Origin of the sequence: Streptomyces sp. NBC_01275 (assembly GCF_026340655.1) — a bacterium.
Lineage (GTDB): Bacteria > Actinomycetota > Actinomycetes > Streptomycetales > Streptomycetaceae > Streptomyces.
The window spans coordinates 4,020,667-4,039,293 of record NZ_JAPEOZ010000001.1 but is presented as its reverse complement, the minus strand read 5'-3'; the positions used below and the strand labels follow the sequence as shown (position 1 = coordinate 4,039,293).

Here is an 18,627-nt window from a genome sequence, read left to right as displayed (position 1 = left end):
TCGAACATCCTTCCGTGCCGGTACCCGACTCCGCGTCAAGTGGCGCGAGGCCCTGCGCCTATGGTTGCTCCAGCACTCCAGGACCGCCTGCCGCTCGCGTTAGGACAGCAAGGACAGCGATGCCCCCCAACACCACCGCCACATCGGGTGACAAGCCCGGCAAGTCCGGCAGGAAGAAGGGGCGCAAAGCCCGTCTGATCGTGCTCGTACTGGTGCTGGCCATCATCGGCGGCATCGCCTACGGCGCGTACTGGTCCATCAGCACCGTCCGGGCCTCCTTCCCGCAGACCAAGGGTTCGATAACGCTCGAAGGCCTCTCCGGGCCCGTCGACGTCAAGCGGGACGGCTACGGCATCCCGCAGATCTACGCCTCCTCCGACACGGACCTGTTCATGGCGCAGGGCTACGTCCAGGCGCAGGATCGGTTCTACGAGATGGACGTACGCCGTCACATGACGTCCGGGCGCCTGTCCGAGATGTTCGGCAAGAGCCAGGTCAAGAACGACGAGTTCCTGCGCACCCTGGGCTGGGACCGCGTGGCGAAGAAGGAGTACGACGAGGAACTGTCGGACTCCACGAAGCAGTACCTCCAGGCGTACGCCAAGGGAGTCAACGCCTACCTCAAGGGCAAGGACGGCGCGGACATCTCCCTGGAGTACGCGGCCCTGGGCTTCACCAACGACTACAAGCCCGCCGAGTGGACCCCGGTCGACTCGGTGTCCTGGCTGAAGGCGATGGCCTGGGACCTGCGCGGCAACATGCAGGACGAGATCGACCGCGCCCTGATGACCAGCCGTCTCGGCCCGCAGCAGATCGCCGACCTGTACCCGCAGTACCCGTACACGGTCGGCGAGGACGACGAGCCGAACACGATCGTCCAGGAGGGCCAGTACGACGAGCTCTCCGAGACGTTCAAGCAGGACAGCGCCTCGAGCGGCACCAGCGGCTCCACGAGCGGCACGTCGGGGACCTCGGGGACGTCCGGGTCGAGTTCGTCCTCCTCGGGCCTCACGAGCCAGCTCTCGGGCCTCTACGACGTCCTGGACGACCTCCCCGCGGCCGTCGGCGTGAACGGCAGCGGCATCGGCTCCAACTCCTGGGTCGTCGCCGGCAAGCACACCATCACCGGCAAGCCGCTGCTCGCCAACGATCCGCACCTGTCGGCCTCGCTGCCCTCCGTCTGGTACCAGATGGGCCTGCACTGCCGCACGGTCTCCAGCAAGTGCCAGTACGACGTCACGGGCTACACCTTCGCGGGCATGCCCGGCGTGGTCATAGGCCACAACCAGGACATCGCCTGGGGCATGACCAACTCCGGCGTCGACGTCACCGACCTCTACCTGGAGAAGCTCTCCGGCGACGGCTACCTGTACGACGGCAAGGTCAGGCCCTTCACCACGCGCGAGGAGACCATCAAGGTCGCCGGCGGCGCGTCCAAGAAGATCGTCGTCCGGCAGACCGAGGACGAGATGCCCTTGCTGTCCGACCGCGACGACGAGCTCGTGAAGGTCGGCAAGAAGGCCACCGTCGACAATGCGGCGCCCGACCGCGGCGACGGCTACGCCGTGGCGCTGAAGTGGACCGCGCTGAAGGCCGGCACCACCATGGACGCCGTCTTCGCCATGGACCGGGCGACCGACTGGAACGACTTCCGCGATGCGGCGAAGCTGTTCGACGTGCCCTCGCAGAACCTGGTCTACGCGGACACCAAGAACCACATCGGCTACCAGCTGCCCGGAAAGATCCCCACGCGCGCGAAGGGCGACGACGGCTCGATCCCGGTGCCGGGCTGGGAATCCAAGTACGCGTGGACCGGCTTCATCAAGTTCGACGAGCTGCCCTACGAGTACGACCCGGAGCGCGGCTACATCGTCACCGCCAATCAGGCCGTGGTCGGCAAGGACTACCCCTACACGCTCACCACGGACTGGGGCTACGGCGCCCGCAGCCAGCGCATCACCGACCTGATCGAGGGGAAGATCAAGGGCGGCGGCAAGATCTCCACCGACGACATGCGGCAGATGCAGCTTGACAACAGCAGCGAGATCGCCCAGCTGCTCGTGCCCATCCTGCTGAAGCTCAACCCCGACGACCCGGACGTTCGTGAGGCGCAGAAGCTGCTCCAGGGCTGGGGCTACACCCAGGACGCCGACTCGGCCGCGGCCGCCTACTTCAACGCGGTCTGGCGCAACATCCTCAAGCTGGCCTTCGGCAACAAGCTGCCCAAGGAGCTGCGGGTCGAGGGGCAGTGCCTGTGGGTCGACCCGGTCAACAGCACCGGCCCGGTCGACGACACCGACAAGGTCCGCGAGTGCGGCCAGCGTGACGCCGACCAGGCGCAGCCGGACGGCGGCGACCGCTGGTTCCAGGTCGTGCGCAACCTGCTGGACAAGAAGGACAGCGACTGGTGGACGACGCCCGCGTCGGGCACCCGTCCCAAGGCCGTCCACGACCGCGACAAGCTGTTCGAGCGCGCCATGATCGACGCCCGTTGGGAGCTGACCGCCAAGCTCGGCAAGGACATCGACACCTGGAGCTGGGGCCGGCTGCACCGCCTGTTCCTGAAGAACCAGACCCTGGGCACCAGCGGCCCCGGCGCCCTCCAGTACATCCTCAACCGCGGCCCGTGGAAGCTCAGCGGCGGCGAGGGCACGGTCAACGCGACCGGCTGGAACGCGGCCGGCGGCTACGGCGTCGTCTGGGTGCCGTCGATGCGCATGGTGGTCAACCTCGACGATCCCGACAAGTCGAAGTGGATCAACCTGACGGGCGCCTCCGGGCACGCCTTCAGCGCGCACTACACCGACCAGACGGGCAAGTGGGCCAAGGGCGAACTCCTCGACTGGTCCTTCTCCGAGAAGGCCGTCGACGCCAGTACCAGTGACACTCTCGTGCTCAAACCCTGAGCCGGACGTCGGACCAAGGGGCCCTCCACGCGCGCGTGGAGGGCCCCTTCGCGTGTCCGGGCACGTGTCCGTGCGTCCGTGCGTTCTGTGTTCATGGAGTTCACGGGGTTCATGGGTTCAGGTGAAGCGGCGCACCCCCGACGGCGTCACCACCGCCTGCACCGGCCGGTCGTGCGCCTCCTCGGGGACGCGCTCGACGACCTCCGCGTCGTACAGGAGCACCACCAACGAGGGGTGCGCGCCGGCCTGCTCCAGTCGCGCCAGCACCCGGTCGTAGGAGCCTCCGCCGCGCCCCAGGCGCCTGCCCCGCGCGTCGACCGCGATCCCGGGCAGCAGCACCACGTCGGCGCCCGTCACGGCGTCCGGGCCGAGGCGCTCGCCGACGGGCTCCAGAAGGGCCATCTTCCCGCCGTGGCGCACGCGCGCGAGCGAACCCTTGCCTTCGTACGCGCCCCAGTCGAGGTCGTTGTCGGGCAGCAGCGCGGGCAGCAGGACGCGTACGCCCCGGGCGCGCAGCGCGTCCAGCAGCGCCAGGGTGCCGGGCTCGGCTCCCACCGAGACGTACGCCGCCACCACGCGCGCGTGCGCCAACTCGTGCAGTTCCAGGGCATGTGCGGCCAGTGCGTCGCCCGCCGCCCGCACGTCATCCGCCGTCAACCTGTTCCTCACGGCGAGGAACTCTCGCCGCAACATATGTTTGTCAGACTCCGCTCGGTCCGGACTGCTCTGGCTGCTCTGGCTGCTCTGGCTGCTCTGGCTGCTCTGGCTGCTCTGGCTGTCGTGACTGTCCTGGCTGTCGTGGCTGTGTTTCATGTGTCGCACCTGCACCGTTCCAATACGCTCATATGAACACCTATTAACCGGAGCTACAGATTCCTCTCAAAGCCACCGGATAAGGTTGCGGCCATGACTCAGTCCCCCCTCAGGATCAGCAAGGCTGTCATCCCCGCAGCCGGCCTCGGCACCCGGTTCCTGCCGGCCACCAAGGCCACTCCCAAGGAGATGCTGCCGGTCGTCGACAAGCCCGCGATCCAGTACGTGGTCGAAGAAGCCGTCTCCGCGGGTCTCGACGACGTCCTCATGGTCACCGGCCGCAACAAGCGCCCCCTTGAGGACCACTTCGACCGCAACTACGAACTCGAGTCGGCGCTGCAGAAGAAGGGCGACGCCGACCGGCTCGCCAAGGTCCAGCAGTCCAGCGACCTCGCGACCATGCACTACGTGCGACAGGGCGACCCCAAGGGCCTTGGACACGCGGTCCTGTGCGCCGCTCCGCACGTCGGACACGAGCCGTTCGCCGTCCTGCTCGGCGACGACCTGATCGACCCCCGCGACCCGCTGCTCCAGCGGATGATCGAGGTCCAGGAGCAGCACGGCGGCAGCGTCGTCGCGCTCATGGAGGTCGCCCCCGAGCAGATCCACCTCTACGGCTGCGCGGCCGTGGAGACCACCGCGGACGGCGACGTGGTCAAGGTCACCGGCCTGGTGGAGAAGCCGGACCCGGCCGACGCCCCGTCGAACTACGCCATCATCGGCCGCTACGTCCTCGACCCGGGCGTCTTCGACATACTGCGCAAGACCGAGCCGGGCCGCGGCGGCGAGATCCAGCTCACTGACGCCCTCCAGCAGCTCGCCCAGGACGAGAAGGCCGGCGGCCCGGTGCACGGCGTCGTCTTCGAGGGCCGCCGCTATGACACCGGCGACCGCGGCGACTACCTGCGTGCCATTGTCAGACTCGCGTGCGAACGTGAAGATCTGGGTCCGGACTTCCGGACCTGGCTTCGCAGTTACGTCACCGAGGAGATGTAGCCACTTTGAGCACCGCCGCGCCCCGTACCACCGGCCAGGACCGCCTCTGGTCGGTGGACGAGCACCTGGAGGACATCCTCGCCACCGTCCGCCCTCTCGAGCCCATCGAGCTGCAACTGCCCGACGCCCAGGGCTGCGTCCTGGTCGACGACGTCACGGTGCCGGTCTCCCTGCCGCCGTTCGACAACAGCTCCATGGACGGGTACGCGGTGCGGGTCGCGGATGTCGCAGGCGCGAGCGAGGAGTTCCCGGCGGTGCTGGAGGTCGTCGGAGACGTCGCGGCGGGCCATGCCGATCTGCTCCACGTGGGGCCGGGACAGGCCGCCCGGATCATGACCGGCGCCCCGCTGCCGCCCGGCGCCGAGGCCGTCGTCCCCGTGGAGTGGACGGACGGGGGACTCGGCGAGGGCCCGGTCAGCTCGATGCGCGCCCGCAGCCTCGCCCCCGAGCAGGCCTCGGGGCACGTGCGCGTGCACCGGCCCGCTGCCCTTCGCGCGCACGTCCGCGCGAAGGGCAGCGACGTCAAGGCCGGCGACCGCGCCCTCGACGCCGGAACCGTCCTCGGACCGCCCCAGATCGCCCTGCTCGCCGCGATCGGCCGCGCCTCGGTACGCGTGCGCCCGCGCCCGCGCGTGGTCGTGATGTCCACCGGCAGCGAACTCGTCCAGCCCGGCGAGGAGCTGGGCAGCGGCCAGATCTACGACTCCAACAGCTTCGCCCTCACCGCGGCCGCCCGGGACGCCGGCGCCATCGCCTACCGGGTGGGCGCGGTCGCCGACGACGCCGAGACCCTCCGTTCCACCATCGACGACCAGCTCGTCCGCGCCGACCTCCTCGTCACCACCGGCGGCGTGAGCGTCGGGGCCTACGACGTCGTCAAGGAGGCGCTGTCGTCCGTCGGGGACGAGGACGAGGCGGGCAGCGGCATCGAGTTCCGCACGCTCGCCATGCAGCCCGGCAAGCCCCAGGGCTTCGGTTCCATCGGCCCCGACCACATCCCCCTGCTGGCCCTGCCCGGCAACCCGGTGTCGTCGTACGTCTCCTTCGAGCTGTTCGTGCGGCCCGCCATCCGCACCCTGATGGGGCTCGAGGACGTCCACCGGCCCACCACGCGCGCGAAGCTCACCGCGGACAAGGCGCTGACCTCCCCGAAGGGCCGCAGACAGTTCCTGCGCGCCGTGCACGCCGACGGCGCCGTCCGCCCGGTCGGCGGCGCGGGCTCCCACCTCGTCGCGGCCCTGGCGCACGCGGACGCGCTGATCGTCGTACCCGAGGACGTGGAGTCCGTCGAGCCCGGCGCCGAGGTCGAGGTCGTCCTGCTGGGCTGAGCACCCGCGCGCGGAGTCGTCCGCAGGACGATCCCGTGCCGCTGAGCGCCCCGACATGGGGGTACCGTGTCGCGCACAACAGGCCCGTGCGCCGTACCGCGACGGACCCGGACCGGGAGCCCACAGAACACATGAGCACGCAGGACGCGCAGGACGCGCAGGACCGACTCACGCACATCGACGAGGCGGGCGCCGCCCGCATGGTCGACGTGTCCGGCAAGGACGTGACCGCGCGCACGGCGCGCGCCGGCGGTCGCGTCCTGGTCTCGCCCCGCGTGATCGAGCTGCTGCGCGGCGAGGGCGTTCCCAAGGGCGACGCGCTGGCCACCGCGCGGATCGCGGGCATCATGGGCGCCAAACGCACCCCGGACCTCATCCCGCTGTGCCACCCCTTGGCGCTGTCCGGTGTGAAACTGGACCTGTCGGTCGCGGACGACGCCGTGGAGATCACCGCCACGGTGAGGACGACGGACCGCACGGGAGTCGAGATGGAGGCCCTCACTGCGGTCTCCGTCGCCGCGCTCACCGTGATCGACATGGTCAAGGCGGTCGACAAGGGAGCGGTCATCACGGACGTGCGCGTGGAGGAGAAGACGGGCGGCAAGTCGGGCGACTGGAGCCGGGCATGACACTCGATGCGTCGATCGGCGGCGCGCTGCTCGCGCCGTACGCCGCGCTGGTCGTGACCGCCTCCAACCGGGCCGCCGCCGGGGTCTACGAGGACCGGGGCGGGCCCCTGATCGCCGAAGGCCTCAAGGGCTTCGGTTTCGCTGTCGACGGGCCGCAGGTAGTGCCGGACGGGGACCCCGTGGAGGCGGTGCTGCGGGCGGGGGCCGAGGCGGGATACGACGTGATCGTCACCACCGGCGGCACCGGGATCTCCCCCACCGACCGCACGCCCGAAGCGACCCGCGCGGTGATCGACCACGAGGTGCCGGGCATCGCGGAGGCCATCCGGGCGTACGGCCGGGAGAAGGTGCCGACCGCGGCGCTCTCCCGGGGCCTGGCCGGAGTGGCGGGCGGCACGTTGATCGTCAACCTCCCGGGTTCCACCGGCGGGGTGAAGGACGGGCTGGCCGTTCTGGAGCCCCTGCTGACGCACGCCGTCGACCAGATCCGCGGCGGCGACCACCCCAGACCCGGGGCCGGCACGGGGGGTGCGAGCTGAACAGCCCATCGTGGCCTGTCGAGCTGGTGGACGGCGACATCGTCCTGCGGCCCATAAAGGTGCGCGACCAGCGGGCCTGGCGTGAGGTCAACCGGCGCAACCGGGACTGGCTGCGCCCCTGGGAGGCGACCATCCCGCCGCCCGCGCCCAGCGGGCCGATCGCGCACCGGCCCACGTACCGCCAGATGGTGAGGCATCTGCGGTCCGAGGCGAACGCGGGGCGGATGCTGCCGTTCGTCATCGAGTACCAGGGGCGGCTCGTCGGGCAGTTGACGGTCGCCGGCATCACCTGGGGCTCCATGTGCTCCGGGCACGTCGGCTACTGGGTGGACGAGTCGGTGGCCGGCCGCGGGGTGATGCCGACGGCCGTGGCGCTCGTCGTGGACCACTGTTTCCGCAGGGTCGGGCTGCACCGCATCGAGGTCTGCATCCGGCCCGAGAACGGGCCCAGCCGCCGGGTCGTGGAGAAACTCGGCTTCCGCGAGGAGGGGCTGCGGCCGCGCTATCTCCACATCGACGGCGCCTGGCGCGACCACCTCGTCTTCGCACTCACCGCGGAGGAGGTGCCGGAGGGTCTGCTGAGCCGCTGGCGGCGCACGCGCTCCCGGAGTGAGCCCCGCGACCCCCAGAACAACCCCCGCAACGCCTCCCAGAACACTCCCGGGAATCACGGCGGCCCCAGAAATTGAATAAGTGTTCGAAAGTGATCGAGTGGTGACCGTCTAGGGGCGTTCTGGAGGCGTTCTAGTAGCGGTCTCGGAGCGCTGAATTCACTCCCTCGGCGGCCCGTTGATCGCATCGGTCACAAAAAAAGCTCGAAATATCAGCCAGATCGTGCGACACACCGGCCCAATTGGCGGATGGCCTCACGCAAACCCCTCTACCGTGTGAGGCGTGAGCAGCAGCGGCCTCATCTACGCAGTCATCGTCGGGGCCTGGGCCGCCTACTTGGTGCCGATGTGGCTCCGTAGGCAGGACGAGCTGAACGAAGCCCGTCCGACGGAACGCTTCAGCACCGCCATCCGGCTGCTGTCCGGACGGGCGGGCATGGAGCGCCGGTACGCCAAGGACCTGCGGGCGCGCTCCACCGAGGAGGGCGAGCCCGACTCCGACGTGCCGCCGGACGGCGTCACCGCATCGGTGGACGTCCGGGCCTTCGCCATGCCTCCGACCCGCCCGCAGGTGAAAGCGACGGTTCAGGAGCGTCCGCAGGAGCGCGGACCGGCACGTGGGCAGGAGCGCGGGCAGGAACGCCCGGAGCCGACGCGTGAACCGGCGCGCGGCCAGGAGCGCGAACAGGCGTCCCGGCCCACCCGTGAGCAGGCGTCCAAGCCCGCGCGCGAACAGGCGGCGAAGCCGGCGCGCGAGCACGCGGTCAAGTCCCCGCACGAGCAGGCCTCCGCGCCCGAATCGGCTCCCGCGTCCGCATCGGGGCACGGGTATGAAGCGAGCGCCGCGTCGGCGCACCAGCGTGGGGCGGAGCGCATGCCGGAACGTGCGCCGGCACGGGTCCCCGTCGCGAGACGCACGACGCCCTCCGCACAGGCGGCCGCCGCGCGCGCCCAGCGCTCGAAGGCGCTCGCACGCCGTCGGCGCACCACCGTCCTGCTCTTCCTCGCCTTCACGCTCGGCGCGGTCGTCGCGGCCGTCGGCGGACTCACGTTCCTCTGGGCGCCCGCCGTGCCCGCCGTCCTGCTCAGCGCCTACATCGCGTACCTGCGCTCCCAGGAGCACCGGCGCTTCGCCTACCAGATGGACCGCAGGCGGGCCGAGGTCGCCGCGCAGCGGCTGCGGGAGCGCCAGCCGCGCAGGCGGGCCTCGGCGTCCGCGAACGCCTCGGCCGACACCGGCCCGGACGCCGGCGCAGAGGAGCCGCACGAGGACCCCGAACCGGAGACCGACCCCGGGCTGCTGGCGCTGGCCGCGGACCGCAGGGCGCTCGTCGAGCAGACCGACCACGCGGAGTGGGTCGATCAGCAGCGTGAGCGGCAGCGCCGGCCCGGCCACGGCGAGAGCTGGGACCCGGTACCGGTACCGCTGCCGACCTACGTGACCGCGCCGGTCGCGCCCCGGGCCACCTCAGACGTGGACCTCGGAGCGCCGGACGCCTGGAGCTCGGCCCGCTCCAGCTCGGTCGCGCCGGACCAGGACACGGCGGACGGGGCCCACGAGCACACCGCCGACGACCGGAACCGGGACGCCGAGAGCGGCGCCGGAGCGGACGGCGAGTCGGACGAGGCCTCCGACGGCGAGCCCAGGCCGGAGGGCGACGAACGCAGCGACGCCCGCCGGGCCGCCTCGGCCCGCCGCTCCCGGGAACGCGGCCGCACCCCCCTGTTCGACCAGTACGACGACGACGGCCGCCCCCGAGCCGCCAACGAGTGACCGGGGCTCGTGACCTGCGGTCGGCCCGCGTCCGCCCGCGGGGAACGGATTTCCAAGCACCCCGATGGGGGTGCTAGAGTTTCACTCGTTGCAAGGGCCTGTGGCGCAGTCTGGTAGCGCACCTCGTTCGCATCGAGGGGGTCTGGGGTTCAAATCCCCACAGGTCCACCGCAGCTCAGAGCCCCAGTCGGAGAGATCCGGCTGGGGCTCTTTGGCGTGGCACGGTTGAGCAGCTCCGTCGGCATGCCCGTGATCCTCGTCTGCCGCGCTGCATGCGCGGACGGGCCGCCCTGGGGAGATTGACGACATGACGCTGGGTGCGGCCTGCCAAGTCCTGGAGTACGACGTCGACGACTGGGTTCTGCGCGGCTAGTGCCAGGTTCGAGGGTCACGGGCGACCGCGTAGATCTGCGCGACTTGATCTGAGGTGAGGACCGGAGTCAAGCCGGACAAGACCCTGTTGAGTCGCTCGGCCTCCGCGACTAGCAGGGGAGGAGCGGTCGTCTTCGCCGTGAGCTTGGCTGTAGGCCGTCACGGAGGCGTGACCAGCGCCAGAGCGCCTGTCGGCCAGGGAGCTGCTACCGGTTTTCCACCTCATCGAGCCCTGCCCGCACTCCGCCCGGCCGGGCGTGCTTCCGGCTCCGCTCCGCACTGCGCTCGTGCCTTCGGCCCGCTGCTCCGCGGTGTGTGCCGACGCCGGACGGGAGGGGAGCTGGGTTGAGTGGTGGTTCAAGGCGGTAGTGGCGCCTGCGCGCCGATCGGGCGACTGAAGTGCGAGTTTGCCGAACAAGGCCGAAATGCGCCCTGTTTGAATGATGTACCGGGCACTCACACTCAAAAAATGGCGGTTCTCCACAGTGTCAGCCAGCCTGAGTGCCTGTTGTGCTCCTCGAACGGGCCTGACGTTCGTGAGCGGGGACGGATCGTTCCCCTGTCGGTCGAACTCTGCGACAGGTGCTGGAACAAGGTCGCCAACGAGCTTGCCCTGTGCGAAGGCGCCACAGCGGCACCGGACCCCGAATTCGACCCGGATGACGTGGAATGGGTCGAGCCCCGCACATGCCGGCAGTGTCATGCGCCGGTGCGTTGCTACCTGACCAACTATGACCGTTGGGTCGAACTGGCCACGTTCGAGCTGCCGGCGAAGAAGGTCCCTCCGCGCCACCGTTGGCGTTTGATGCGCCCGAGGGCGGCGAACACACCGATCGTTGTGGCGACCGTGGCTTTCAGGATCGGCGCCATCGATCCCACCCCCGGAGAACCCGTCATTCCCGCTCATGAGTTCATGTGTCTGAGGCATGAGGCATGACGCGTGACCGTGCGCCCGACTTGGCTCGGGGGCAGTTGACGAGATCCGAGCATCGTCCACTGCTGCTGCATGCCCCGACGCATCCCCTGTCAGGCCGGACATGGCATGCGCCGGCGTGCGTCTCGGCTACTCCCGTACGGCCAGTGCCTGGAGCCGGTACTCCGTGGGCGGTACTCCGTAGGCGGTGCGGAAGGCGCGGCTGAAGTCGGCGGGGCGGGGGAGGCCCCAGCGGGCGGCGATGGTGTGGATCGGGGTGGCGCGCAGGGTGGGGTTCGTCAGGTCGCGGCGGGCGCCTTCCAGCCGTTGGCCGCGGATCCAGGCCGCGACCGTCTCGCCCTGTGCCTGCTGTTGGAAGAGACGGTGCAGGTAGCTGAGGGAGATGTGGTGGGCGGCGGCGATCACGGGCGGGGTCAGCTCCGGGTCGTGGAGGTGCTGCCGGATGAACGTCCGGATGCGCTCGGTCATGGCCGAGTGCCGGGTCTCCGGTTGCAGGGCGGCCTCGGCGTCGAGGAGCTGGGCGAACCAGGCCAGCAGCAGGTCGAGCAGGATCGTGCCCAGGCGCGGTGCGTCGGACGGCTGGAGGGAGTCGAACTGCTGGTCGAGGCCGGTGAGGAACCCGGTCAGCAGGGCGCCCGTTCCCGCCCGCCCCGACAGCCGTCTGCCCAGCCCCGGTCATGCCCGGTCATGCCGGTTCGGGGTGGGGGAGGGGTTCGGGCGGGACCGGCTGGTGGGCGATGCGGTGGAGTTGGTGGGCACGCTCGATGTACCTGCCGGACCAGGGAACCGAGCCCGCCCTGCTGGACCCACGGCCACCGCGCCAGGCGACCCCCTCACCCGCGCCCTGACCCCACCGTCGCCGCCAGGGAAACAACGACCCCCACCACCCCGCAAGCTCCCGCCACCCAGCCCATCGCCTCCCAAGGCACGACGACCGTCGCCGGAGCCGAGACCAGATGGAGCGCGCCGGCCAGGCCGGCGAGGTTCGCGGCGGTGACCGCGAGGCCCAGGACCGCCCCCAGTCCTACGACGGTGAGGGCCTCCACGCCGGTCAGGCACAGGAGTTGGCCGTTGGTGGCTCCGGCCAGGCGGAGGATGCTCGACTCCCGTCGGCGGTCGGCCGCGGCCATGAGGAGGGTGTTGGCGAGCGAGATGCCGGTGTAGAGGAGCGCGACGCCCAGGACGAGCAGGAGTCCGAGGCGGGTGGTGCGGTTGGTCTGCGGGTAACTCGCCCGCACCCACTGTGCCGTGGTCAGCACCCGCACTCCGTCGACCGCCCGCAGCCGCGCCGCGACCGCCGCCGGATCGGCCCCCGCCCGCACCCGTACGTCGATCCGGTCGACGCCCGCGCCGCCCGCGTTGGCCGGGGTGACGTAGACGCCGTTGTCGCCGGTGCCGACAGCCAGTACGGCGGCGATGCGCAACGTCTTCGGGGTGCCGTCGCCGAGCCATATCCGCACCCGCTGCCCCACCCGGTGCTCCGCCCATTCCTCCGTCACGACGATCGAAGCGTCGTCCAGGTCGGCGAGCCGGCCCGCCGTCACCGGCGGTCGTAGCGCGGAACCCAGGAGGCCCGGATCGGCAGCCCGTGCCTCGGACTTCACCAGTGCGACCCCGTCCTCCAGGGTGTACACGGCCGTCGCCGCGCCGGCGGAGACGATCGTGTCCGGGATCCGCCGGAGCTGCTCCACCGTGCTCGCCGGCACAGTCGCACCGCCGTCGCCGCTGCCGCCGTCGCCGGGCGTCAGCACGAAGTCCGCGGCCGTCTGCTGCCGCACCTCCGCCGCCCTGGCCTCGTTCAACGTGGCCGTCGCGCCCAGCAGGGAGCCGGCGAGGGCCACGGTGACCAGGACGGGCGCGGCCGCGGCGGCGGTACGGCGGGCTCCGGCGAGCGCGTTCTCGCGCACCAGCAGGCTGACGGGGCCGGGCAGCCGGGGGAGCAGCCGGGCCAGGGGGCGCACCAGCGCGGGCGAGAGCAGCGCCGTCGCCGTGATGAGCAGCATCGGACGGCTGATGTACGTCTTGCGGTGCAGCAGGTCGCCCGGATCGGTCGCCAGTGCGTACGCCAGGGTCGCGGCGGCCGTGAGCAGCAGCGCCGTACCGCACACCCGGCGTCCCGACGTCAGCGCGCGCCCGTCGACCGCGGCCTCGCGCAGCGCCTGCGTCGGCGCGGTCCGCCCGGCCCGCCAGGACGCGGCCGCCGCACCGGCCAGGGCGACCGACAGGCCCGTCCAGAAGGCGAGTACGTACGGCCAGACGTGGCCGCCGATCGCGTACCAGCCCGGTGCGAGACCGCCGTCGACCACCAGCTCGGCCAGGTGCGGGGCGCCGTACGCGCCGAGTGCGCAGCCGGTCGCCGAGGCGAGCGTGCCGACGAGCAGCGCCTCCGCCAGGACCGTCCGCCGGATCTGGCCCGGGGTGGCCCCCGCGGTGCGCAGCAGCCCGAACTCGCGCCGCCGCCGGTCGACCGCGAAGGCGAAGGTGGAGGCGACGACGAAGACGGAGACGAAGGCGGTCACCCCGCCGGCCGTGCCGAACAGGGCGTTCAGCGCGGTCAGGGCCTCGGCGTCGCGGTCGGGGTCGGGGTCGGCGTCGGCGAGACGGCGGGCGTCGCCCGTGAGGACGCTCGCCGTCTCGCCCACCGCCGCGCGTACGGCCGTCGCATCCGCCTCGACCACCAACTGGGTCGACGTCGGGGCTAGTCGGGCGGCCCGTGCGTCCGCGTAGAAGATCGCGTTCTCGGAGCCCGACGCCTGCGCCGCGCCCGACGCCTGCGCCGCGCCTGCCGCCCGCACGGTGCCGACCACCCGCACTCGTCCGTCCCCGGTGCGTAGGCGGTCGCCCACGGTCGCCCAGGTTCCGGTGGTCACGACCTCGTCGGCGGTCTCCGGCGCACGGCCGGCGGTCAGTTCGTACGACGCGAAGCGCGCCGTCGGCCAGGGGTGGCCGACCAGATCGGCGGGTGCGCCGGGCGCCCGGACCGGGAAGGAGCGGTCCTGGGTGACCGGGCCGAGTGCGCGGAGCGCGGTGATCGTGGCGGCCGGCACCGGACGCGGCGTCGCCAACTTCGCCGTCCGTTCGCCGATCGGGGTCGGCACCCGCAGGGTGTCCTGCCCCTTGACCACCACCGGGGCCGCCGCGAACCGTTCCGGGGCGTGCTCCGGCGCCTCCAGCGAGGCGGCCAGGGCCTGGCCCATCACGGCGAGCAGTCCGACGCCCAGCGCGAGGGCGACGAAGCTGCCGACGAACGCGGTCCAGCGGGCGCGCAGGGTGCGCAGTGCGACGCTCAGCATGACGTGCCCACCGCCTGCTCACCGCTCCTGTGCCCGTTGCTCTCCAGCCCGGCCGTCCGGGCGGCGATCGTCTCCGCGTCCGCGCCGGTCAGTTCGCCGTGGACGCGGCCGTCGACCAGGAAGACCACACGGTCCGCGTAGGAGGCGGCCAGTGGATCGTGGGTGACCATCACGACCGTCTGGCCCTCCGTGTCGACCATGGCGCGCAGCAGCGTCAGCACCTCGCGGCCGGCCGTCGAGTCCAGGGCCCCGGTGGGCTCGTCGGCGAAGAGGACCTCGGGGCGGGTGATCAGGGCGCGGGCCAGCGCGACGCGTTGCTGCTGGCCGCCGGAGAGCTGGGCGGGGCGGTGTCCGGCGCGCTCGGCGAGCCCGACCTGGCGCAGGGCCTCGCGCACCCGGGCCTTCGACGGGCGGCGGCCGGCCAGGCGCAGGGGGAGGGCCACGTTCTGCTCGGCGGTCAGGGCGGGCAGCAGGTTGAAGGCCTGGAAGACGAAGCCGATCCGCTCGCGCCGCAGGAGCGTCAGCCGGCGCTCGCTCAGGGCGGTCAGCTCGGTCCCGCCGACCCGCACCGAGCCCGCGGTGGGCCGGTCGAGCCCGGCGGCGCACTGCAACAGCGTCGACTTGCCCGAGCCGGAGGGCCCCATGACGGCGGTGAAGGAGCCGCGGGGCAGGGCGAGCGTGACGTCGTCGAGCGCGGTCACCCCGGTGCCCGTCGATCTCGTCGATCCGTATCGCCTTTGCACGGCGGTCAGTTGCACGGCGGCAGGTTGGACGGCGGTCGACTGGACGGCGGCCGGTTGGACGGCGGCCGGTTGTACGGCGTCTGTGGTCATGGCCTTACGAAACCGTGTGCCCCCGGGGCGGGTCTGTCGGGCAGGAGCGAGAGTCGGGGTAGGGCCAGGCATACCCTCGGTGCTCCGTCCAGCAGGGTGGTTCCGGCCGGGCCCGGCTTCTACGGTGATCCGCATGCATCCCCGAAACGTGTGGCAGGCGTTGTCCCGGCCGGGCTATCTGCTCTCGCCGTGGCCCTGGCGCGCCGTCGCCTATCTGCTGACGGGGTCCCTCGGCGGGGCTGCTGTTCTGGTGGGGCTGGTGGTGTGGGTAGCCGTCGGCGGGGTCCTCGCGGTCGTGCTCGTGGGCCTGCCCCTGCTCGCGGTCACCGTCCTCGCCGGGCTGCCGGTGGCCGCGCTGGAGCGGCGCAGGCTGAGATGGGTCGATCCGGCCCCTGCGCCCGGCGCGCACGCCGAACTCCGTGAGCCCGGCGTGCGCGCCTGGCTCACCACCCGGCTGCGCGACCGCGCCACCTGGCGCGAGCTGGGACACACCCTCCTGGCCGCCTGCCTCCTGTGGCCCGCCGAGGCACTCCTGCTGACCGTCGCCCTGTTCCTGCCGCTGGCGATGGCCGCGACCCCGCTGCTGCTGGCCGCCGTCGGCGGCGGGCGGGAGATCAAGGTGGCCAAGCTGTGGACGGTCACCACACTGCCGGAGGCGCTCGGCTTCGCCGTGCTCGGCGCGCTGCTGCTGGCCGCCGGCGCCTACGTCCTCGGCGTCGCGGCCGGCGCCCGGGCCGCGCTGACCCGGCGGCTGGTCGCCCCGCGCGAGGGCGACCCGCAGGCCAGGGTCGTCGAACTGACCCGCTCCCGCGCCCGGTTGGTCGACGCCTTCGAGGCGGAGCGCCGCCGTGTCGAACGCGACCTGCACGACGGCGCCCAGCAACGCCTCGTCGCCCTCACCATGACCCTGGGTCTGGCCCGCCTCGACGCCCCGCCCGGCGGGCCCCTCGCCCAGCAGCTCGCCCGCGCCCACGAGGAGGCGGGCGCCGCCCTCGCCGCACTGCGCGAGCTGATCCACGGCATCCACCCCAAGGTGCTCGCCGACTACGGCCTGGCGGCCGCCGTCGCCGACGCGGCCGACCGCTCGCCGGTCCCCGTGGACGTCGAGTTCGCGCCGGAGACGCCCCGGCTGCCGCAGGCCGTGGAGGCCGCCGCCTACTTCGTGGTCTGCGAGGCGCTGGCCAACGTGGCCCGGCACAGCGGGGCGAGCCGCGCCCGGGTCACGGGGGAGCACCGCGACGGCCGGCTGGCGCTGGAGCTGCGGGACGACGGCCGAGGCGGCGCCGACCCCGGCCGGGGCACCGGGCTCACCGGTCTCGCGGACCGGGTGTCGGTGCTCGATGGAAGACTGTCGCTGACCAGCCCGCCGGGCGGACCGACCCTGCTGCGTGTGGAGATCCCTTGCGAGCCGAGCCAGCCGAGTCAGTCGAGTCGGTCGAGCCAATCGAGTCAGCCGAGCCGGCTGCCGGAAACGGACACGGACACGGCCTGCGCGTAGTCCTCGCCGAGGACAGCGTGCTGTTGCGCGACGGTCTGACGACCCTGCTCACCCGCTTCGGCCACGAGGTCGTCGCGGCGGTGGGCGACGCGCGGGGCCTGCTGGCGGCGGTCGCCGACCACGCCCCCGACGTCGACGTCGTCGTCACCGACGTCCGTATGCCGCCCGCCTTCCAGGACGAGGGCCTGCACGCGGCGGTCCGGCTGCGCACCGAGCGCCCCGGCCTGCCGGTCCTCGTCCTCAGCCAGTACGTCCAGCGCGCCTACGCCGCCGAGCTCCTCGACTCCGGCGACGGCGCCGGGGTCGGCTATCTGCTCAAGGACCGGGTCGGCCAGGTGGAGGAGTTCGTGGACGCCCTGCGCGAGGTCGCGGCCGGCGGCACGGTCATCGACCCGGAAGTCGTACGGCAGTTGCTGCGCCGCCGCCGCGATCCGCTGACCCGGCTGACCCCGCGCGAACGGGAGGTGCTGGGGCTGGTGGCCGAGGGGAAGTCCAACGGGGCGATAGCCAGGTCGCTCGTGGTCTCGGAGGCGGCCGTCGGCAAGCACATCGGCAGCATCCTCACGAAGCTGGACCTGCCCCCGGCCGACGACACCCACCGACGCGTGCTCGCGGTCCTGGCCTACCTCAGAAGCTGAACGCCCGTACCCGGTGAGCGCCCCTAATCGCGGAGGGACTCGTTGAGGGGCTTGGCGAAGCAGCGGCTCGACTCGTACTCCCGGTAGTAGCCGAACTTCCCGCACGGCTCGTACCCGCTGGACGTGTACAGGGCGATGGCCTCCGGCTGCTCGGTGCCGGTCTCCAGCACCATCCGCGTGCGCCCGGCCGCCCGCGCGTCGTCCTCCAGGGCGGTGAGCATCCGCCGCGCCAGCCCCCGGCCGCGCATGTCCCGGATGACGAACATCCGCTTCAGCTCGGCGTCGCCGTCCTCGTTGCCCTCGCCGTTCTCGTCCTGGCTGCGCCAGCCGCCGGTGGCCACGGGCCGGTCCAGCTCGTCGTAGGCGATGAGGTACACCCCGCGCGGCGGGGCGAAGTCGGACGGCGCCAGGACCGTGGCGTCGCCGCCGTCGCCGTAGCGCTCGTGGTACTCCGCCTGGACCTCGGCGTCGAGCTTGACGGCGTCGGGGTGATCGAAGGGTACAGGGCGTATATTCATGCTGCCCACAGTACATCTATGCGGAATCGAGCTCGGGGAATTCCGGGAGGCCGGCGCCGGTCGACAGTCGGACCCCCACCAGTGTGCCGGTATCGTGCCCGGGTGCTGACTGTGACCTCCGTGAATGTGAACGGTCTGCGCGCCGCCGCGAAGAAGGGCTTCGTGGAGTGGCTCGCGGACACCTCCGCCGACGTGCTCTGCCTCCAGGAGGTGCGCGCCGAGGCCGAGCAGCTGCCCGAGGCGGTCCGCGCCCCCGAGGGCTGGCACGTCACGCACGCCCCCGCCGCCGCCAAGGGCCGCGCGGGCGTCTCCCTCTACACCCGCCGTGAGCCGGACGCCGTCCGCGTCGGCTTCGGCTCGGCCGAGTTCGACGGCAGCGGCCGCTATGTCGAGGCGGACCTGCCCGGTGTGACGGTCGCCTCCCTCTACCTCCCCTCCGGCGAGGTCGGCACCGACCGCCAGGACGAGAAGGTCCGCTTCATGGACGAGTTCCTCGCCCACCTCAAGGACCTGCGCGAACGAGCCGCCGCCGACGGCCGCGAGGTCCTGGTCTGCGGCGACTGGAACATCGCCCACCAGCAGGCCGACCTCAAGAACTGGCGCGCCAACCAGAAGAGCTCCGGCTTCCTGCCGGAGGAACGGGAGTGGCTGGGCCGGGTGCTCGACCAGGCGGACGGGGGGTACGTCGACGTCGTGCGGACCCTGCACCCGGACGTCGACGGGCCGTACACCTGGTGGTCGTACCGGGGGCGGGCCTTCGACAACGACTCGGGATGGCGGATCGATCTGGCCGTGGCGACGCCCGGGCTGGCGGCGCGGGCCGTCAAGGCGGTCGTGGAGCGGGCGGCCAGTCATGGGGAGCGCTGGTCGGACCATGCTCCGGTGACGGTGACTTTCGAGAGGTGACCGACCTCGATCAGGCGGCGGGCCGACGGTCGACCGGTA

The 18,627-nt window shown here is 72.0% G+C and carries 15 protein-coding genes, 1 tRNA gene and 1 pseudogene; 12 read left to right on the top strand and 5 right to left on the bottom strand.

What is annotated here, in order from left to right:
• The first annotated feature begins 119 nt into the window (after window positions 1-119).
• A complete protein-coding gene (locus tag OG562_RS17630; RefSeq protein WP_266398702.1) occupies window positions 120-2,906 on the top strand; it encodes a penicillin acylase family protein in 2,787 nt (928 codons plus the stop codon).
• Window positions 2,907-3,023: 117 nt separating this feature from the next.
• Here the strand turns inward: OG562_RS17630 and OG562_RS17625 are convergent, their stop codons facing one another.
• Window positions 3,024-3,599 (bottom strand): 5-formyltetrahydrofolate cyclo-ligase, encoded by a 576-nt coding sequence (locus tag OG562_RS17625; protein ID WP_266398700.1) that lies wholly within the window; start codon window positions 3,597-3,599, stop codon window positions 3,024-3,026.
• A gap of 213 nt (window positions 3,600-3,812) precedes the next feature.
• Here OG562_RS17625 and galU point away from each other — a divergent pair, with 213 nt between their 5' ends.
• The 8 genes from galU (at window position 3,813) to OG562_RS17585 (ending at window position 10,905) form a co-directional block, all read left to right on the top strand.
• Window positions 3,813-4,715, top strand: coding sequence for a UTP--glucose-1-phosphate uridylyltransferase GalU (gene galU / locus OG562_RS17620; protein ID WP_266398699.1), 903 nt, complete (start codon window positions 3,813-3,815; stop codon window positions 4,713-4,715).
• A 5-nt stretch (window positions 4,716-4,720) separates the two neighbouring features.
• Window positions 4,721-6,043 carry a gephyrin-like molybdotransferase Glp gene (glp, locus tag OG562_RS17615; protein ID WP_266398697.1) on the top strand — a complete coding sequence of 441 codons (1,323 nt, stop codon included), beginning with the start codon at window positions 4,721-4,723 and terminating at the stop codon, window positions 6,041-6,043.
• Between the two features lie 131 nt (window positions 6,044-6,174).
• Window positions 6,175-6,672, top strand: coding sequence for a cyclic pyranopterin monophosphate synthase MoaC (moaC, locus tag OG562_RS17610; protein WP_266398695.1), 498 nt, complete (start codon window positions 6,175-6,177; stop codon window positions 6,670-6,672).
• Window positions 6,669-7,211, top strand: a complete 543-nt coding sequence (locus OG562_RS17605; protein WP_266398693.1) for a molybdenum cofactor biosynthesis protein B — start codon at window positions 6,669-6,671, stop codon at window positions 7,209-7,211. The genes moaC and OG562_RS17605 overlap by 4 nt, the downstream gene beginning before the upstream one ends.
• Window positions 7,212-7,237: 26 nt before the next feature.
• Complete coding sequence (locus tag OG562_RS17600) at window positions 7,238-7,900, top strand: GNAT family N-acetyltransferase (RefSeq protein ID WP_266398690.1); 663 nt, start codon at window positions 7,238-7,240, stop codon at window positions 7,898-7,900.
• A gap of 205 nt (window positions 7,901-8,105) precedes the next feature.
• On the top strand, window positions 8,106-9,596 hold the full coding sequence (gene glpR, locus OG562_RS17595; protein WP_266398688.1) for a gephyrin-like molybdotransferase receptor GlpR: 1,491 nt from the start codon (window positions 8,106-8,108) through the stop codon (window positions 9,594-9,596).
• A 94-nt stretch (window positions 9,597-9,690) separates the two neighbouring features.
• Window positions 9,691-9,764: transfer RNA gene (locus OG562_RS17590), tRNA-Ala, on the top strand.
• A 673-nt stretch (window positions 9,765-10,437) separates the two neighbouring features.
• Entirely contained in the window at window positions 10,438-10,905 is a 468-nt protein-coding gene (locus tag OG562_RS17585; RefSeq protein WP_266398686.1) for a DUF6083 domain-containing protein, read from the top strand.
• A gap of 126 nt (window positions 10,906-11,031) precedes the next feature.
• Here OG562_RS17585 and OG562_RS17580 read toward each other — a convergent pair.
• The 3 genes and pseudogenes from OG562_RS17580 to OG562_RS17570 form a co-directional block, all read right to left on the bottom strand.
• A pseudogene (locus OG562_RS17580) lies at window positions 11,032-11,571 on the bottom strand (helix-turn-helix transcriptional regulator); the annotation flags it as partial.
• A 164-nt stretch (window positions 11,572-11,735) separates the two neighbouring features.
• Window positions 11,736-14,195, bottom strand: coding sequence for an ABC transporter permease (locus OG562_RS17575; RefSeq protein ID WP_266398684.1), 2,460 nt, complete (start codon window positions 14,193-14,195; stop codon window positions 11,736-11,738).
• Window positions 14,189-15,028, bottom strand: a complete 840-nt coding sequence (locus tag OG562_RS17570; protein WP_266398682.1) for an ABC transporter ATP-binding protein — start codon at window positions 15,026-15,028, stop codon at window positions 14,189-14,191. Before OG562_RS17570 ends, OG562_RS17575 begins: the two co-directional genes overlap by 7 nt.
• 133 nt (window positions 15,029-15,161) lie before the next feature.
• Here OG562_RS17570 and OG562_RS17565 point away from each other — a divergent pair, with 133 nt between their 5' ends.
• Entirely contained in the window at window positions 15,162-16,526 is a 1,365-nt protein-coding gene (locus tag OG562_RS17565) for a sensor histidine kinase (protein WP_266398679.1), read from the top strand.
• Window positions 16,517-17,164, top strand: coding sequence for a response regulator transcription factor (locus OG562_RS17560; RefSeq protein WP_323187657.1), 648 nt, complete (start codon window positions 16,517-16,519; stop codon window positions 17,162-17,164). The genes OG562_RS17565 and OG562_RS17560 overlap by 10 nt, the downstream gene beginning before the upstream one ends.
• Before the next feature lie 23 nt (window positions 17,165-17,187).
• Here OG562_RS17560 and OG562_RS17555 read toward each other — a convergent pair whose 3' ends face one another.
• Window positions 17,188-17,682, bottom strand: coding sequence for a GNAT family N-acetyltransferase (locus OG562_RS17555; protein ID WP_266398675.1), 495 nt, complete (start codon window positions 17,680-17,682; stop codon window positions 17,188-17,190).
• Between the two features lie 81 nt (window positions 17,683-17,763).
• Here OG562_RS17555 and OG562_RS17550 point away from each other — a divergent pair, with 81 nt between their 5' ends.
• On the top strand, window positions 17,764-18,588 hold the full coding sequence (locus OG562_RS17550) for an exodeoxyribonuclease III (protein ID WP_266398672.1): 825 nt from the start codon (window positions 17,764-17,766) through the stop codon (window positions 18,586-18,588).
• Window positions 18,589-18,627 lie beyond the last annotated feature (39 nt).

Excerpts from the sequence above, each read along its gene's own strand:
- OG562_RS17625 (WP_266398700.1), bottom strand. The coding sequence starts at position 3,599 with ATGTTGCGGCGAGAGTTCCTCGCCGTGAGGAACAGGTTGACGGCGGAT.
- OG562_RS17555 (WP_266398675.1), bottom strand. The coding sequence starts at position 17,682 with ATGAATATACGCCCTGTACCCTTCGATCACCCCGACGCCGTCAAGCTC.
- OG562_RS17585 (WP_266398686.1), top strand. The coding sequence starts at position 10,438 with ATGGCGGTTCTCCACAGTGTCAGCCAGCCTGAGTGCCTGTTGTGCTCC.
- OG562_RS17575 (WP_266398684.1), bottom strand. The coding sequence starts at position 14,195 with ATGCTGAGCGTCGCACTGCGCACCCTGCGCGCCCGCTGGACCGCGTTC.
- OG562_RS17630 (WP_266398702.1), top strand. The coding sequence starts at position 120 with ATGCCCCCCAACACCACCGCCACATCGGGTGACAAGCCCGGCAAGTCC.
- OG562_RS17605 (WP_266398693.1), top strand. The coding sequence starts at position 6,669 with ATGACACTCGATGCGTCGATCGGCGGCGCGCTGCTCGCGCCGTACGCC.
- galU (WP_266398699.1), top strand. The coding sequence starts at position 3,813 with ATGACTCAGTCCCCCCTCAGGATCAGCAAGGCTGTCATCCCCGCAGCC.
- OG562_RS17570 (WP_266398682.1), bottom strand. The coding sequence starts at position 15,028 with ATGACCACAGACGCCGTACAACCGGCCGCCGTCCAACCGGCCGCCGTC.
- moaC (WP_266398695.1), top strand. The coding sequence starts at position 6,175 with ATGAGCACGCAGGACGCGCAGGACGCGCAGGACCGACTCACGCACATC.
- OG562_RS17565 (WP_266398679.1), top strand. The coding sequence starts at position 15,162 with ATGCATCCCCGAAACGTGTGGCAGGCGTTGTCCCGGCCGGGCTATCTG.